Below are 14,661 nucleotides of genomic sequence, written 5' to 3'. Positions count from 1 at the left end.
CTCTCAACCCGTTCCGGCCGTCGGGGGGAGTCGGCCGGAACGGGGGCTCTGGGTGATACGACACCTCACCGGTGCGTTGCACACGGTGAGCGCCTCAGCTCCACAATATTGCTCTAAGTGAACAGTATCAAGTGCCTGGGCGGCCCGGTGTCGTCGGACCGTGTCGAGCAAGGCCCTTTGTACGGAAGGCTTCGCCAGGAAGTGCAGGGAAGCCCTTGATCATGTGTTGATCGGCACTGCGGTCACTACTGGTGTTACGGCGTGTGATCAGGCGGTGCGGGCGCGGTTGCGGGCAGCGCGGCGCTTCATCGCGCGACGCTCATCCTCGCTCATACCGCCCCAGACGCCGGCATCCTGGCCGGTCTCGAGCGCCCACTGCAGGCACTGCTCCATGACCGGACAGCGGCGGCACACGGCCTTGGCTTCCTCGATCTGCAGCAGAGCAGGACCGGTGTTCCCGATCGGGAAGAAAAGCTCCGGGTCCTCTTCGCGGCAGACAGCGCGGTGGCGCCAGTCCATGGTCGTCCAACTCCTCCTGCCGGCGGGGGTGACCCGATCGGCATAATCGATGGCTTGTGAATGTGAACGCTTTCACGAATCCCGCAACAGCAAAAGAGACCAAAGGCCCATCGGGCCCGGGTGGTCTGTGCTGGGGAGGGATTCGGCGATTCGAGGGACACTCCGCGGTCGGCACCCGCCAGGGTCTGTGGTTGCCGTCGCTGCGATGTGTCCCGATCGCCATGTAGAGGTTCGCAAACCTCGGGCCCGGATACAACCCCCTTCAGGGAGGAATTTTTGATTCTTCGGTGTCGCCTAGCTCACAGCCAGTACTTCTATGGAGTGAAGGGGGCTTGTGCGTTCGAGAAGAAGGGAGAACCCTCCTTCCAGTCACACAATCACACGCAGTGCCCGCCGTACGCCTGTGAAACTGACGCGACTCCTGTCTCCAAGGTGGTCCCCGTCCACCTGGAATGGGGCCGGTTCCTGCGAAACCAAGGTGAAGTGCCGAGCGTCGTGGTAGGAGACGACGTGCTTTCCGGACGGGCCGACAGGGGCGGCGCCATCGGCCGAAGGCGTGTGCGACCGCAGGATCTGACGGACCGTTCGAGCGGTGCCGAACGCGGTCATCCGGGTGATGCCGAAGACATCGAGGTCCGTGTCGAAGGAGGCGAGCGGGGAGGGATAGACCGGGCGGTTGCCCAGGAACGTCCACGGCGAGGTGTTGCTGACTATGGCCAGCACCAGGCCCGGCACCGGCGCCCGGCCCGGCAGTTGCAGGGTGACGGGGCCCGATCGGCGCTGCTCACGCTGGGTGACGTAGTGCCGGAGCGCCTGCCCCACGTAGAGCGCGTGGGTCGACCTGCGCCCCGCTCTGCGCTGCTCCTCCACCCGGCCCACCACGCCCGCGTCGAAGCCGAGGCCGGCGGTGAAGGTGAACCAGCGGTCCGGCAGCCCCTCCGTCATCGCCTTGCCCAGGCCGATCGGCCGCTCCCGGCGCTGGTCCAGGGCGTTCAGCAGGGCCCCGGTGGCCTCCACGGGGTCGTTGGGCAGACCCAGCGCGCGGGCGAACACATTGGTCGACCCGCCGGGCACCACGGCCAGCCGGGGGACCTTCTCGCCCGGGCCGTGCGTCAGCAGTCCGTTGACCACCTCGTTGACCGTGCCGTCGCCGCCCAGGGCCACCACCAGGTCGACGGCGCCGTCCTCGACCGCCTCGCGGGCCAGGTCGCGCGCGTGGCCGCGGTACTCCGTCTGGGCCACTTCCAGCTTGAGGTCGCTGCGCAGGGCATGGATCAGGACATCCCTGGTGCGGCCACTGGTGGTGGTCGCTTTCGGGTTGACGACCAGGAGAGCGCGCATGTGCTCAGCCTACGGGGCGGTACGGACCAACCGGCGGCTACCCTGCTGGAGTGACCGCAGAATCCTCCGCACCCGTACCCGCGCCCGGCGCCGACCGGCCGGCGGCCCTGACCGCGGGCGCCGCCATCACCGCCCTGGAGGGCGCCGCACTCGCCGTCGTCGGCGTCTGGGACATGGTGTCCGCCGTGTCCGGCGACTCCAGGCAGTTCGCGCTGAACGAGTTCGGCGGCCTCGTGATCGTCCTGCTCGGCGTGCTGCCGCTGCTGGCCGCCCGGGCGCTGCTCAAGGGCCGCCGCTGGGGCCGCAGCCCGGCGGTGCTGACCAACTCGATCTGCCTGCCGGTGGCCTACTACATGTGGCAGACCGGCGGCGCCATGGTGGCCGTCGGGGCGGCGATCGGCCTGCTCGGGCTGGCCGGCATCGGCGCCCTGCTCAGCCCGAAGGCGACGACGGCCCTCTACGCTCCGCACGAGGGCTGAGCGCGGAGGGCCGGCGACGGCGGCCGCTGAGCGGCCGTCAGTCCTACTCCTCCACCAGGAGCTTCTCCCGGAGCTGGGCCAGGGTACGGGCCAGCAGCCGGGAGACGTGCATCTGCGAGATGCCCACCTCGGCGGCGATCTGCGACTGGGTCATGTTGCGGAAGAACCGCAGCACCAGGATCTTCTGCTCCCGGGGCGGCAGTTGGGCCAGCAGCGGCTTGAGGGACTCGCGGTACTCGACGCCCTCCAGTGCCTCGTCGGTGGCGCCCAGGGTGTCCGCCACGGCCGGCGACTCGTCGTCGCTGTCGGGGACGTCCAGCGACAGCGTGGAGTACGCGTTGGCGGACTCCAGGCCCTCCAGCACGTCCTCCTCGGAGATCCCCAGGTGCTCGGCCAGCTCGTGCACGGTGGGGGAGCGGCCGTGCCGCTGGGAGAGCTCACTGGTCGCCGTGGTCAGCGACAGCCGCAGCTCCTGGAGCCGGCGCGGTACCCGGACCGCCCAGCCCTTGTCCCGGAAGTGGCGCTTGATCTCGCCGACGATGGTCGGCGTCGCGTAGGTGGAGAACTCGACCCCGCGTTCGTGGTCGAAGCGGTCCACCGACTTGATCAGTCCGATGGTGGCGACCTGGGTGAGGTCGTCCAGCGGCTCGCCCCGGTTGCGGAACCGCCGGGCCAGGTGCTCCACCAGGGGGATGTGCATCCGCACCAGCTGGTTGCGCAGCTCGACGCGCTCCGCGGAGCCCTCGGGCAGCGCGGACAGCCGGACGAACAGGGCCCGGGCCGCCTCCCGGTCCGGCGCCCCCGAACGGTGCGGCGCCTGCGAGGGCACCGCACCGCGCAGCGCCTCGGCCGCGTCGGGCACCGGGGACTCCGGGGCCGCGGACGGCGGCGAGGGCGTGGGCGACGGATCAGACGTCGGCTCGGTCGGCTGGCTCATCCGGTGGGCGTCCTTCGGGTGCGCTTCGTCGTTGGCGGCGAGGCCGGGAACGCTCGCCTGGGTCGGTACGGCAGGGCCCGCCGTCGCGAGGCCGGTACGGTCCAGATCACTCACGGCCATTCCCCCGTTCCGTTCCGGGAGCACCGGGACCTGGGGCGGTCCCGGATTCGTCTCGTTGGTCGTACCGCGTGGTGGGCGGTACCGGGAGCCGTCCGCCGGCCCGGGTGGCGCCGGACGGACGGCTCTTGTTCGGTGCTGCTGTGGCGGCCCTAATGGGCGGTGGACCCGCCGCGCTTCTTGTGCAGGCTGATCGAGACGGTGTTGTCCTCGGCGACCGAGGACTCCACCTCGCCGGCCAGCGCGGAGAGCACCGTCCAGGCGAAGGTGTCCCGTTCCGGGGCACGGCCGTCCGTGGTCGGGGCGGAGACGATGACCTTCAGCGAGTCGCCCACCAGCCGGAACTCGCAGGAGAGGACGGAGCCGGGCACCGCCTGCTGGAGCAGGATGGCGCAGGCCTCGTCCACCGCGATCCGGAGGTCCTCGATCTCGTCCAGCGTGAAGTCCAGCCGGGCCGCCAGCCCCGCCGTCGCTGTTCGCAGCACTGAGAGGTAGGCCCCCGCCGCGGGCAGCCGGACCTCCACGAAGTCCTGTACTCCGGGCTCGCCGTCGATCTGGGACACCCTCACCTCCTGGGTGACGCGCTGTGCTTCCGGGCCGGTGGCCGCGGCACTGTCTGTTGCTTGGCTCAACTGCTTCGCCCCAACTGTCCAGAGGGGTGGTGCGGTACGTACCGGTCATACCCCGGGAGGGGTGGTCGGACGCCGCGCATCCGCCCGAGACGTTACCGCTATCGGTGGGCGGATGTCGCGATCCGGTCCCGCCTTCACGGGAACGAGCGACACCGGGTGCGAGGGTCACTCATGGTAGGCCCTCGCGACGCAGGGTGGCAGCCCCCGGGAGGGACTCGTGGCACCCGGTCGGTCAGCGGGTGCCGGCCGCGGTGAGCGCCGGGCCGGTGAGCCGGTGCACGGTCCACTCGTCCATCTGCACCGCGCCCAGCGATTTGTAGAAGTTGATCGAGGGCTCGTTCCAGTCCAGCACCGACCACTCCACCCGCGAGTAGCCGCGCTCGACGGCGATCCGGGCCAGCTCCAGCAGCAGCGCCTTGCCGTGGCCGCCGCCGCGGGCCTGCGGGCGGACGTAGAGGTCCTCCAGGTAGATCCCGTGCGTCCCGCGCCAGGTCGAGAAGTTGAGGAACCAGACCGCGAACCCGACCGGCTCGCCGGTGGTGTCGTCCTCGGCGACCAGCCCGAACACCGCCGGGGCGGCGCCGAACAGCGCCTCGCGCAGCTGTTCCTCGGTGGCGACCGCCTCGTGCGGTGCCTTCTCGTACTCCGCGAGTTCGCGGATCATGGTGTGAATGACCGGGACATCGGTGACTACGGCGGTGCGGATCATGCCACGAGCCTACTTGGCCCGCCCGTCCTCGTCCCAGGCCTGGATCGAGGTCTGGTCGACGATCCGGCCCTCCCGCAGGTCGGCGACCGAGGTGACCAGCACCCGGACCCCGTCGGGATAGCGGCAGGACTCCATGAAGGCGAGGCGGTCGCCGTCCAGGACCACCCGCTCCAGCGTGTGGCTCGTCTCCCGGCCGTAGACGTCGTTCAGCAGGGCGCCGATCTCGTCCCGGCCGTGCACCACCAGCGGGTGGCTGGGCTGGGTCTCGCGGTCGACCACGCGCAGTTCGGCGTCGTCCGCGTACAGCGCCAGCAGCGCGTCGGCGTCGCCGCGCTCGATGCCCTCGCGCAGCACGCCGGTGTCGAAGGCGGACGGCGCGGCCATGGTGCTCATGTTCTCGCTCCTCCGGTCGGTTCCGTCGGCTCGTACCTCCGAGCGTACGCCCGCCCCGCCGCGGCTCAGCCGGCCGTCACACCGCGCAGGTGGGCCGCGAGCGCGGTGATCGCGGCCGGGTTGCGCGGGCTCTCCACCAGGTCGACGTAGTCCAGGACGAAGATCCGCCCGTTGCGGACGGCGGAGACGCCGGCCAGCGGCGGGAAGGACGTGAGGAACTTCCGCTTGGCCTCGGCGTCCGGGGAGCCGTAGTTGTTGATCACGATCACCTCGGGGTCGCGCTGGACCACGCTCTCCCAGCCCACGGTGGTCCAGGAGTCGGCGAGGTCGCCCATCACGTTCTCCCCGCCGGCCCTGGCGATGATCTCCTGGGGCGCGGCGAACTTCCCCGAGGTGTACGGCTTGTCCTCGCCGCTGTCGTACAGGAAGACGCGCGGCCGGCGCTCGGGCTGCGGGACGGCGGCGACCTGCGCCCGGAAGTCGGCGATCAGCGCGTCGGCCCGGTCCCGGACGTCGAAGATCTCGCCCAGGTTGGCCAGGTCGGTGTAGAGCGCGTCCAGCGGGGACATCACCCCGCGCTCGGGGCCCTTGCCGCTGCGGCAGGACTCGCTGAGCACGTACGAGCCGATGCCGAGACCGGCCAGCGCCTGCGGGGTGAAGCCGCCGGCCTCGTCGAAGCCGTAGTGCCACCCGGCGAAGACCAGGTCGGCCTTCGCCTCCAGCGCGATCTCCTTGGTGATCTGCTGCTTGGAGAGCCACCTGGCCTGCTGGTAGCCGTCCTTCCAGGCCACCTTGTCGACCTGGCCCTTGTCGTCGGGCATCACGTAGCCGGCCATCCGGTCGGCCAGGCCGAGCGCGAACATCAGCTCGGTGATGCCCACGTCGTTGGTCACCGTCCGGGCCGGCTTCCGCTCGAAGGTGACCTTCGTACCGCAGTTGTCGACGGTCACCGGGTAGTGGGCGGAGCCGGCGGCGGCGTCCCCGGCGGGGGCGATCTCGGCGCCGCAGGCGGTCAGCGCGAGGGTGAGCAGGGCGGCGGTGGCAACGGCCTTAATACGCATGGGGTTTCCTCAGCAGGGGGGGTCGGCGGAGTCGGCGGGGCCGGGGGAGGTCCGGCCGAGCCGGTCGAAGAGCAACTGGACGGCGCCGGTCCCCGGGTGCTTCACGGGCGTCGCGCGGACGCCGAACACCTCGGCCAGCAGGGCCGGCTCCAGGACCTCGGCCGGCGGTCCGGAGGCGACGATCCGGCCGGCCGCGATGACGTACAGCAGGTCGCAGTGGCCGGCCGCCAGATTGAGGTCGTGCAGGGCCGTGAGCACGGTCGTACCGGCCTCCCGGACCAGCGCCAGCACCTCCAACTGGTGGGCGATGTCCAGGTGGTTGGTGGGCTCGTCGAGCACCAGCACCCGGGGCTCCTGGACCAGCGCGCGGGCGATCAGCACCCGCTGCTTCTCGCCCCCGGACAGGCTCAGGAAGCCGCGCCCGGCCAGGTGGTCCGCGCCCACCCGCCGCAGGGCGCGGGCGCACCGCCCGGTGTCCTCGGCGGTCGGCCGGGCGAAGCCGCCGCGGTGCGGCAGCCGGCCCATGCCGACCACCTCGGCCACCGTGAAGTCGAACTCGGCGGAGTGCTCCTGCGGCAGCGCGGCCACCCGCCGGGCGGCCTCGCGGGCGGCGAGGGCGTGCAGGTCCTCGCCGTCCAGCCGGACGGCGCCGGCGGCCGGGCGCAGCGCCCGGTAGACGCAGCGCAGCAGGGTCGACTTGCCGCTGCCGTTGGGCCCGACCAGGCCGACCACCTGCCCGGCGGCGGCGCCGAGGGTGACGTCGTGGACCAGCCGGGTGCCGGCCAGGTCCACCGAGACGCCGTCGAGGGCGAGATCCATCAGCGGCCTCCGAAGGTGTAGCCGCGACGGCGCATCAGCAGCAGGAAGCAGGGCACCCCGAGGACGGCGGTGACCACCCCGACCGGCAGTTCGGCCGGCGCCAGCAGGGTGCGCGAGACGATGTCCACCCAGACCAGCAGCAGCGCCCCGGCGAGCGGCGCGACCAGCAGCACCCGGCGGTGTCCGGCGCCGACCAGCATCCGGGTCAGGTGCGGCACCATCAGGCCGACGAAGCCGATCGCGCCGCTGACCGCGACCACGGTGCCGGTGACGGCGGCCGTCACCACGAACAGCTCGCGGCGCAGCCGGTCGCCGTCCACCCCGAGCGAGGCCGCCGTCTCGTCGCCCATGGCGAGGGCGTCCAGCCGCCCGGCCGCGCCGGCCAGGTAGGCGAGACCGGCCAGCACGGTGGCGGCGGCGATCGGGACGGACCCCCAGGTCGCCCCGCCGAGGCTGCCGAGCAGCCACATCATGGCGCTGCGGGCGGCCTCACCGCGCGCGGCGCCGAACACCATCAGCGCCGTCACCGCCGAGAACCCGTAGGACATCGCGGTACCGGTCAGCACCAGCCGCAGCGGGGTGAGTCCGTACGCCGTCCGGGCGGCGGCGTACACCAGGACCATCGCCAGCAGGGCGGCGGCGAACGCGGAGACCGAGATCGCCCAGACCCCGAGCGAGGCGAACGCGCCCAGCAGCAGCACGGCGTTGGCGCCGACCGAGGCGCCGGAGGAGATGCCCAGCACGAACGGGTCGGCCAGCGCGTTGCGGACCATCGCCTGCACCGCGACCCCGGTGGCCGCGAGCCCGGCGCCGACCACGGCGGCCAGCACCGTGCGCGGCAGCCGGATCTCCCAGACGATCGCGTACGCGGCGGCCTCCCCGGCGTCGAGCCGACCGCCCGTCAGTCCGGCGCCCAGCAGCCGCAGGACGCGGGCCCAGCCGAGTCCGGAGGCGCCGAGAGCCACCCCGCAGACCAGCGAGAGCAGCAGCGCCGCGAGCAGGCCGGCGGCGAGCGCCGCGACGGGTATTCGACGGGCCGCCGGTACGGGGGCCGGTGCGGTCACTGCGGTGCTCACGGGCGGCGCGCCTTCGCCTCGGGCCGCGGACGGCAGCGAGGCGGCGCGCCCGGGCACGGAGCTGCCGGGGCGCCATCCCCTCGCAGTCCACGGCGAGTTGTCGGGAGATCGGCGTCCCAGGGCGATCGGGCTCGCGGGCACAGGGCTCCGCCCACCGTTGCGGGTCAGCGCCGGATTCACACCGGACTTCTCCCTCGGACGCCCTGGCAGCATAACAAGCGCCGGGCCAGAGCGACCCTTACCGGGTTCGCGCGCGCGAAAACGCGCGACCGCCCCCGTCCGGCGCTGCGGACGGGGGCGGTCGGCGTGCCTGATCGGTGATCAGGCCTGCTTGGTCTCCCAGAAGATCTTGTCGACCTCGGCGATCAGGTCGAGCAGGGCCTGGCCGGTGGCCGGGTCCGTCGACGCCTTGGCGGCCGAGGCGGCCTTCAGGGTGTCGTTGATCAGCTGGTGCAGCTGCGGGTACTTCTCGAAGTGCGGGGCCTTGAAGTAGTCGCTCCACAGCACCGAGATGTGGTGCTTGACGGCCTCGGCGCGCTGCTCCTTGATGATCAGGGCGCGGGTGCGGAACGCCGGGTCCTCGTTGGCCTGGTACTTCTCCTGGGTGCCCTTGACCGACTCGGCCTCGATCCGGGCCTGCGCGGGGTCGTACACGCCGCAGGGGAGGTCGCAGTGGGCGTGGGCGGTGGCGCGCGGTGCAAACAGACGAGAGAACATGGGAGTCCTTCCTTAGATCGTCTTCCCGCGAGCGAGATTACCCTTCCGGGCACCGGGTTTCGCGGCCGGGCGGCGGGCCTAGGGCAAAAGACGGAGCCGGAACCGGGCCAATTCGGGCATCGGCCGCGGACGGCCCGTACGGCAGACTGGACGCGGCGAGCCGGGAGGAGCAGGCGTGGCGCGGATGACGGAACCGGAGGGCGGCACCCCGGGGGGTGGCGCGCCGTTCGGGCTGATCGACGTGGCGGGGCCCTCGATGGTGCCGACCCTGCGCGAGGGCGACCGGCTCCTGGTCAGGTACGGCGCGCGGATCAGACCGGGGGCGGTGGTGGTGTTCCGTCACCCCTTCCAGCAGGACCTGCTGGTGGTGAAGCGGGCCGTCGAGCGGCGGGCCAAGGGCTGGTGGCTGCTCTCCGACAACCGGCCGGTCGACAGTGACAGCCGCAGTTACGGCGCCGTCCCGGACGAGCTGGTGCTCGGCCGGGTGCTGCTGCGGCTGCGCCCGCGCCCGGCCTGGCTGGCCCCGGGGCACCGGCTGGAGCGGCTGCTGCTGGCCGGCCCGCCGGCCCGGATCCCGGGCCTCGCCCGCCGACTGGGCGTCTGGGTCGACCCCGGCGCCTGGTAGCCGGGTACCGGTCAGCCCCCGGCCAGGGCCGAGGCGTCCTGGGCCTCCTGCCGCTTGCGGGCCCGGTACGCGGCGACGTTGGCGCGCGTGGCGCACCGGTCGGAGCAGTACCGCCGGGAGCGGTTGGTGGAGGTGTCCAGGTAGGCGTTGCGGCAGGGCGAGGCCTGGCAGATGCCGAGCCGGTCGGCGCCCAGCTCGGTCAGGTGGACGGCCAGTCCCATGCAGGCGACGGCGCTGAAGTGCGCGGTGGCGGTGGGCGAGTTGTCGGCGAGGTGCAGGTGCCAGCGCGGCCGCCCGGCGTCGTCCAGGTAGTCGTGCCCGGAGACCAGCGGGCTGACGGGGTACTCCATCAGCAGGCTGTTCAGCAGGTCGACGCCGCGGATCTCGTCCCCCTCGGCGGCGGCCTCGAACACTCCGCGCAGCCTGGTCCGGACGGCGCGCAGCCGCGGCAGGTCCGACTCGTCGGCGAGCGCGGCGGCCCGGGAGGATTCGGAGAACAGCGACCGCACGGCGTCCACGGAGGTCAGGGTGTCGGTGCCGCGCTCGGGCTCCTCGGTGTTCACCAGCCGAACGGCCCGTTCGGCGTACGAGGCGAGCTCCACGGTGGTCCTTCCAGAGTCGGTAACGGGCTGACTAGCTCCAGCCTATTACCCGGGCGGGGAAAACGTCGGCGCCCGGCAGGACCGGCCTGCCGGGCGCCGTGCCGGTGCGCTCAGAGCACCTTGGAGAGGAACGCGCGGGTGCGCTCGTGCTGGGGGTCGGTGAGGACGTCGCGGGGGTTGCCGGACTCGACCACCACCCCGCCGTCCATGAAGACCAGGGCGTCGCCGACCTCGCGGGCGAAGCCCATCTCGTGGGTCACCACGACCATGGTCATGCCCTCCTCGGCGAGGCCGCGCATGACGTCCAGGACGTCGCCGACCAGCTCCGGGTCGAGCGCCGAGGTGGGCTCGTCGAAGAGCATCAGCTTGGGCTTCATGGCCAGCGCCCGGGCGATCGCGACCCGCTGCTGCTGGCCGCCGGAGAGCTGCGAGGGGTAGTTCTTCGCCTTGTCGGCCAGGCCGACCCGCTCCAGCAGGGCCATCCCGCGGGTCCGGGCGTCCGCCTTGGACTCGCCCTTGACCTGCACCGGCGCCTCGATGACGTTCTCCAGGGCGGTCATGTGCGGGAACAGGTTGAAGCGCTGGAACACCATGCCGATGTCGCGCCGCTTGAGCGCGACCTCGTTCTCCCGGAGCTCGTAGAGCCGGTCGCCCTTCTGCCGGTAGCCGACCAGCTCGCCGTCGACCCAGAGCCGGCCGGCGTTGATCTTCTCCAGGTGGTTGATGCACCGCAGGAAGGTCGACTTGCCGGAGCCGGAGGGGCCGATCAGGCAGAACACCTCGCCCTGCTTGACCTCCAGGTCGATGCCCTTGAGCACCTGGACCGTGCCGTAGGACTTGTGGACGTCCTCGGCGCGGACCATCGGGCCGCCGTTGCCGGCGTCGGCGGGGGTCTTGGTCAGATCGGTCATACGTGACCACCTCCCTCAAGCCCCGGGACCACGTCGGCGGTGGTCTTCGGGGTGGGCTTCCCGGCGAACAGCCTCCGCAGCCGCTGGATCGGCGTGGGCGGGAGCGTCCGGTTGGAGCCGCGGGCGTAGTGCCGCTCGATGTAGTACTGGCCGATGGTCAGCAGCGACGTGAAGAACAGGTACCAGAGGCTGACCACGATCAGCAGCGGGATGTTCTGGTAGTTGCGCGAGTAGATCACCTGGCCGGCCCGGAAGATCTCCTCCAGGGAGATCACGCTGACCAGCGAGGTGGTCTTCAGCATCGAGATGGTCTCGTTGCCGGTGGGCGGGATGATCACCCGCATGGCCTGCGGGAGCACGATCCGCCGCATGGTCTGGAAGCGGCTCATGCCGAGCGCGTGCGAGGCCTCGCTCTGGCCCTCGTCGACCGACTGGATGCCGCCGCGGACGATCTCCGCCATGTAGGCGGCCTCGTTGAGGCCCAGGCCCAGCAGGGCGGCGACGAAGGTCGGGATCAGCACGTTGGTGGACTCGGACCAGAACTCCGGTCCCCACGGTACGCCGATCGAGAGCTTGGCCCAGATCAGGCCGAGGAAGTTCCAGAAGACCAGCTGCACCAGGACGGGCGTGCCGCGGAAGATCCAGATGTACATCCACGCGGTGCCGGAGAGCAGCGGGTTGGGGGAGAGCCGCATCACCGCGAGGATGATGCCGCCGACCACACCCATGATCATGGCGAGCGCGGTCAGCTCCAGCGTGACGAGCATGCCGTGCACGATGCTGTCGTGGAAGAGGTACTTCCCGACGATGTCCCACTTGAAGGCGGGATTGGTGAAGAGGGCGCTCAGCAGCATCGCCGCGAGCAGGGCGATGACGACGGCGCCCGCCCAGCGTCCGGGGTGGCGCACGGGGACGGCCTTGATGGTCTCAGGCCGTCCCTTCGTCGCCTTCCCCTTGTCCAGAGAGTTCACGGTGTGGCCTCGGGGGAGAGAGAGTCAGGCGGAGGGTCAGCTGACGGCGCCGTTGACGGTCGACTTGTCGATCGCACCGGCCTCGACGCCCCACTTGGAGAGGATCTGCTTGTAGGTGCCGTCGTCGATCAGCGACTGCACGGCGCTCTGGACGGCGGGGGTGAGGGCCGAGCCCTTGGCCAGCGCGATGCCGTAGGGGGCGGCGTCGTAGGTGGCGCCGACCTTCTCCAGCTGCCCGCCGGACTGCTTGACCGCGTAGTCGACGACCGGGGAGTCGGCCATCATGAGCTGGTCGCGGCCGGAGACCACGGCGTTGGTGACGTCGGTCTGGAGGTCGAACTTGTCACCGTCGTTGACGATGCCCGGCTTGCCGGCCTGGGCGCAGGCGGGGTTGCGGGTGTCGGTGATCTCCTGCGCCTGCGTGGTGCCGGTCTGGACGGCGACCTTCTTGCCGCACAGGTCGGCGGGGTCGATCTTGTCCGGGTTGCCCTTCTTCACCGCGACGGCGCTGCCCGCGTTGAAGTAGGTGACCATGTCGACGGTCTGCTCGCGCTCCTTGTTGTCCGTCAGGGACGACATGCCGATCTGGAACTTGTTCGACTGGATACCGGGGATGATCGCGGTGAAACCGGAGTCCTGGACGTCGACCTTGAGACCGAGCCTGGCGGCGACCGCGGTGATCAGGTCGACGTCCATGCCCTCGATCTTGCCGTTGTCGGCCTTGAACTCGTTGGGCGCGTACGAGGCGTCCGAGCCGACCGTGAGCTTCCCGGCGGACTTGATGTCGGCGGGGACGAGGGCGACCAGCTTGTCGTCGGCCTTCACCTCGTTGACGGTCGCGCCGGCGTTGGGGGCGCCGGTGCTCTCGTCCTTGCTGCTGCTACAGGCGGTGAGGGCCAGGGAGACGGACGCGAGTACCGCGCCGGCGGCGAGGAGACGGGTGCGCGGGGTACGGGCGGTCATGGGGGATCTCCTCCTGAGGGAGAGGTCGGGCGGAGCGCGCCGCGGGGAGCGGCACACCGGGGCAGCAGGCCGTACGGCGCTGTACGGGGTGTATGTCGCTGTACGTCGTCGAACGGGCAGAGCCGGTCGTGCTGGGCCTGAGCAGGCTTCGCGCAGGGTGGTGCGTGGTACTGCTTCCGCCACCCTCCGCCGAGGTGGACGTTGATCGAACCGCCTCGACCAGTGGCCGGCTCGATCGGAGATGGGGGGAATCCTGCCATCTGATGACGGTCGGATGGCCCTCATTCAGATCAAAATCGGATAACGGGGGGTCACACTGTCCGCTATTCGGACCAATACCGTGTCCCTGTCACCCTGCGTATAAGTATGCAGATCTCCCCGCGCTCTGCCCGGAGGCCCGCCCGTGTGCCCGCCGGACGGGTCCCCCGGCCGCCACGCCCGGTGATGACGCCCGGTGACGGCGCCCGAGACGGCGCCCGGTGCCTGCCCCCGCGCGGCCGCTCAGATGCCGCCGTTGACCACCGCGTTCTGGGCCGCCCCCGCGGCGACGTTCCACTTGGCGAGGATCTTGTCGTACTCGCCGCTGCGGATCAGCTGGTCCACCGCCTTGGTCAGCACGTCGCGCAGGTCGGTGTCCCCCTTGCGCACCGCGATCCCGTACGGGTTCGACCGGGACTGCGCGCCGGTCACCTCGAAGCGGTTGCCGCCGTCGGTGGTCTTCGCCGCGTACGCGGCCACCGGGAAGTCGTCCAGGCCGGCGGCCGCCGTGCCCGCGGCGACCTCGGCCAGCGCCTTGGCGTCGCTGTCGAACTTGTGGACGGTCAGCGGCTTGCCGCTCCGGCCGCAGGCCAGCACCTGGCGGGCGACGATCTCGTCCTGGGTGGTGTTCTGCTGCACCGCGACGACCCGGCCGCACAGGTCGTCCAGGGTGCGGACGCCCTTGGGGTTGCCCTTCTGGACGATGATCGAGGTACCGGCGATGAAGTAGTCCACGAAGTCCACGCCCGGGTCGACCTGCTTGCCCGCCTCGTCGACGCCGTCACGGCGCTGGCGGATGTCGCTCAGACCGGACATCGCCACGTCGACCTGCTTGGCGTGCAGGTTCGGTATCAGCTTCTCGAACGGGGTGTCGACGACCTCGATCCGCAGGCCGAGGATCTTGCCGACGGCGTTGGCGATGTCGGGGTCGATGCCGTCCGGCTTGCCGTCCGCACCCCGGAAGTCCACCGGCGCGTAGTTGAGGTCCGAGGCGATCCGGAGCACGCCCGCGGTGCGCTGCGCCTGGGGGATGCGGCCCCGGAGCTCCTGGACCGGGTCCTTCGCGGCGGCCTGCTCGTCGCCGCCGCAACCGGTCAGCAGCAGGGCGCCGGCGGTGGCCAGGCAGAGGGCCGCGGCGGCCGGTCGGCGGGGGTGGGCGCGGTGGTGCATGAGGGTGCTCCTGTGGGAGGGAGGTGGTGTCGCCACGCCGTCGCGGAGATGTACGCGAGACGGCGGAAGAAGGGATCCTCCCATCCCGACCTGCCGGTCCCGGCGGCGGGTGTGTCAGAATCCAGTACCGGGTGACCCCCGATGCTCGAACCGGACCACCGAGTCGCGACAGGCTCGGGGTGCGCAGGAACGGAAGTCCACGACGACGCCGACTCCGTATCCGAGGCACCGCCTCCCCGTCGTGTCCTGGTTCACTCCTGCGAGTGCGCGTGCTCGTCCGCTGTTGCCGCCACCGGTGCCCGGTGTTCCAGACACCAGGCACCCCGTCTTTTGGCCGCGATGCGGAGGAAGCACGCGCGAC

General features: G+C 71.3%; 17 protein-coding genes and 1 riboswitch. Of the genes, 2 read left to right on the top strand and 15 right to left on the bottom strand.

The window, feature by feature from the left end; all coding sequences use genetic code 11:
* Nucleotides 1-267: 267 nt before the first annotated feature.
* Nucleotides 268-519 carry a WhiB family transcriptional regulator gene (locus ABZ497_RS03725; RefSeq protein WP_014138019.1) on the bottom strand — a complete coding sequence of 84 codons (252 nt, stop codon included), beginning with the start codon at nucleotides 517-519 and terminating at the stop codon, nucleotides 268-270.
* A gap of 369 nt (nucleotides 520-888) precedes the next feature.
* Nucleotides 889-1,860 (bottom strand): diacylglycerol kinase family protein, encoded by a 972-nt coding sequence (locus tag ABZ497_RS03720; RefSeq protein WP_359803212.1) that lies wholly within the window; start codon nucleotides 1,858-1,860, stop codon nucleotides 889-891.
* Nucleotides 1,861-1,910: 50 nt separating this feature from the next.
* Between ABZ497_RS03720 and ABZ497_RS03715 the strand changes: the two genes are divergently transcribed.
* Entirely contained in the window at nucleotides 1,911-2,339 is a 429-nt protein-coding gene (locus tag ABZ497_RS03715; protein ID WP_359803210.1) for a hypothetical protein, read from the top strand.
* Between the two features lie 43 nt (nucleotides 2,340-2,382).
* Here the strand turns inward: ABZ497_RS03715 and ABZ497_RS03710 are convergent, their stop codons facing one another.
* The 8 genes from ABZ497_RS03710 to sodN all read right to left on the bottom strand — a co-directional run bounded on the left by ABZ497_RS03710 (nucleotide 2,383) and on the right by sodN (nucleotide 8,800).
* Nucleotides 2,383-3,390, bottom strand: a complete 1,008-nt coding sequence (locus ABZ497_RS03710; RefSeq protein WP_329489556.1) for an RNA polymerase sigma factor SigF — start codon at nucleotides 3,388-3,390, stop codon at nucleotides 2,383-2,385.
* Nucleotides 3,391-3,545: 155 nt separating this feature from the next.
* On the bottom strand, nucleotides 3,546-3,956 hold the full coding sequence (locus ABZ497_RS03705; RefSeq protein WP_359803209.1) for an anti-sigma regulatory factor: 411 nt from the start codon (nucleotides 3,954-3,956) through the stop codon (nucleotides 3,546-3,548).
* Nucleotides 3,957-4,257: 301 nt separating this feature from the next.
* Nucleotides 4,258-4,734, bottom strand: a complete 477-nt coding sequence (locus tag ABZ497_RS03700) for a GNAT family N-acetyltransferase (protein WP_359803208.1) — start codon at nucleotides 4,732-4,734, stop codon at nucleotides 4,258-4,260.
* Between the two features lie 9 nt (nucleotides 4,735-4,743).
* A complete protein-coding gene (locus tag ABZ497_RS03695; protein ID WP_359803206.1) occupies nucleotides 4,744-5,127 on the bottom strand; it encodes a nuclear transport factor 2 family protein in 384 nt (127 codons plus the stop codon).
* 65 nt (nucleotides 5,128-5,192) lie between these two features.
* A complete protein-coding gene (locus ABZ497_RS03690) occupies nucleotides 5,193-6,188 on the bottom strand; it encodes an ABC transporter substrate-binding protein (protein ID WP_359803204.1) in 996 nt (331 codons plus the stop codon).
* A gap of 9 nt (nucleotides 6,189-6,197) precedes the next feature.
* A complete protein-coding gene (locus ABZ497_RS03685; RefSeq protein ID WP_359803202.1) occupies nucleotides 6,198-7,007 on the bottom strand; it encodes an ABC transporter ATP-binding protein in 810 nt (269 codons plus the stop codon).
* Complete coding sequence (locus tag ABZ497_RS03680) at nucleotides 7,007-8,083, bottom strand: iron ABC transporter permease (RefSeq protein WP_359803200.1); 1,077 nt, start codon at nucleotides 8,081-8,083, stop codon at nucleotides 7,007-7,009. The genes ABZ497_RS03685 and ABZ497_RS03680 overlap by 1 nt, the downstream gene beginning before the upstream one ends.
* Nucleotides 8,084-8,185: 102 nt before the next feature.
* Nucleotides 8,186-8,304: riboswitch (cobalamin riboswitch) on the bottom strand.
* Nucleotides 8,305-8,404: 100 nt separating this feature from the next.
* Complete coding sequence (sodN, locus tag ABZ497_RS03675; protein ID WP_063347853.1) at nucleotides 8,405-8,800, bottom strand: superoxide dismutase, Ni; 396 nt, start codon at nucleotides 8,798-8,800, stop codon at nucleotides 8,405-8,407.
* A gap of 184 nt (nucleotides 8,801-8,984) precedes the next feature.
* Between sodN and sodX the strand changes: the two genes are divergently transcribed.
* On the top strand, nucleotides 8,985-9,425 hold the full coding sequence (sodX, locus tag ABZ497_RS03670; RefSeq protein WP_359803320.1) for a nickel-type superoxide dismutase maturation protease: 441 nt from the start codon (nucleotides 8,985-8,987) through the stop codon (nucleotides 9,423-9,425).
* 11 nt (nucleotides 9,426-9,436) lie between these two features.
* Here the strand turns inward: sodX and ABZ497_RS03665 are convergent, their stop codons facing one another.
* From ABZ497_RS03665 to ABZ497_RS03645, 5 genes are all read right to left on the bottom strand, one after another.
* Nucleotides 9,437-10,027, bottom strand: a complete 591-nt coding sequence (locus ABZ497_RS03665) for a CGNR zinc finger domain-containing protein (protein WP_329489562.1) — start codon at nucleotides 10,025-10,027, stop codon at nucleotides 9,437-9,439.
* A gap of 110 nt (nucleotides 10,028-10,137) precedes the next feature.
* A complete protein-coding gene (locus tag ABZ497_RS03660) occupies nucleotides 10,138-10,938 on the bottom strand; it encodes an amino acid ABC transporter ATP-binding protein (protein ID WP_329489563.1) in 801 nt (266 codons plus the stop codon).
* Nucleotides 10,935-11,909 carry an amino acid ABC transporter permease gene (locus ABZ497_RS03655; protein WP_329489564.1) on the bottom strand — a complete coding sequence of 325 codons (975 nt, stop codon included), beginning with the start codon at nucleotides 11,907-11,909 and terminating at the stop codon, nucleotides 10,935-10,937. Before ABZ497_RS03655 ends, ABZ497_RS03660 begins: the two co-directional genes overlap by 4 nt.
* Before the next feature lie 36 nt (nucleotides 11,910-11,945).
* Nucleotides 11,946-12,872, bottom strand: coding sequence for an ABC transporter substrate-binding protein (locus tag ABZ497_RS03650; protein WP_359803199.1), 927 nt, complete (start codon nucleotides 12,870-12,872; stop codon nucleotides 11,946-11,948).
* Nucleotides 12,873-13,373: 501 nt separating this feature from the next.
* Nucleotides 13,374-14,300 (bottom strand): ABC transporter substrate-binding protein, encoded by a 927-nt coding sequence (locus tag ABZ497_RS03645; RefSeq protein WP_359803198.1) that lies wholly within the window; start codon nucleotides 14,298-14,300, stop codon nucleotides 13,374-13,376.
* Nucleotides 14,301-14,661: the final 361 nt, after the last annotated feature.

Origin of the sequence: Kitasatospora sp. NPDC005751 (assembly GCF_040630835.1) — a bacterium.
In the GTDB taxonomy this organism is placed as follows: Bacteria; Actinomycetota; Actinomycetes; order Streptomycetales; family Streptomycetaceae; genus Kitasatospora.
This window is presented reverse-complemented; position numbering and strand designations above follow the sequence as displayed.

Bases quoted from the DNA above. Each gene is read 5' to 3' on its own strand.
- sodX (WP_359803320.1), top strand. From the start codon at position 8,985: ATGACGGAACCGGAGGGCGGCACCCCGGGGGGTGGCGCGCCGTTCGGG.
- ABZ497_RS03650 (WP_359803199.1), bottom strand. From the start codon at position 12,872: ATGACCGCCCGTACCCCGCGCACCCGTCTCCTCGCCGCCGGCGCGGTA.
- ABZ497_RS03700 (WP_359803208.1), bottom strand. From the start codon at position 4,734: ATGATCCGCACCGCCGTAGTCACCGATGTCCCGGTCATTCACACCATG.
- ABZ497_RS03645 (WP_359803198.1), bottom strand. From the start codon at position 14,300: ATGCACCACCGCGCCCACCCCCGCCGACCGGCCGCCGCGGCCCTCTGC.
- ABZ497_RS03720 (WP_359803212.1), bottom strand. From the start codon at position 1,860: ATGCGCGCTCTCCTGGTCGTCAACCCGAAAGCGACCACCACCAGTGGC.
- sodN (WP_063347853.1), bottom strand. From the start codon at position 8,800: ATGTTCTCTCGTCTGTTTGCACCGCGCGCCACCGCCCACGCCCACTGC.
- ABZ497_RS03685 (WP_359803202.1), bottom strand. From the start codon at position 7,007: ATGGATCTCGCCCTCGACGGCGTCTCGGTGGACCTGGCCGGCACCCGG.
- ABZ497_RS03695 (WP_359803206.1), bottom strand. From the start codon at position 5,127: ATGAGCACCATGGCCGCGCCGTCCGCCTTCGACACCGGCGTGCTGCGC.
- ABZ497_RS03725 (WP_014138019.1), bottom strand. From the start codon at position 519: ATGGACTGGCGCCACCGCGCTGTCTGCCGCGAAGAGGACCCGGAGCTT.
- ABZ497_RS03660 (WP_329489563.1), bottom strand. From the start codon at position 10,938: ATGACCGATCTGACCAAGACCCCCGCCGACGCCGGCAACGGCGGCCCG.
- ABZ497_RS03690 (WP_359803204.1), bottom strand. From the start codon at position 6,188: ATGCGTATTAAGGCCGTTGCCACCGCCGCCCTGCTCACCCTCGCGCTG.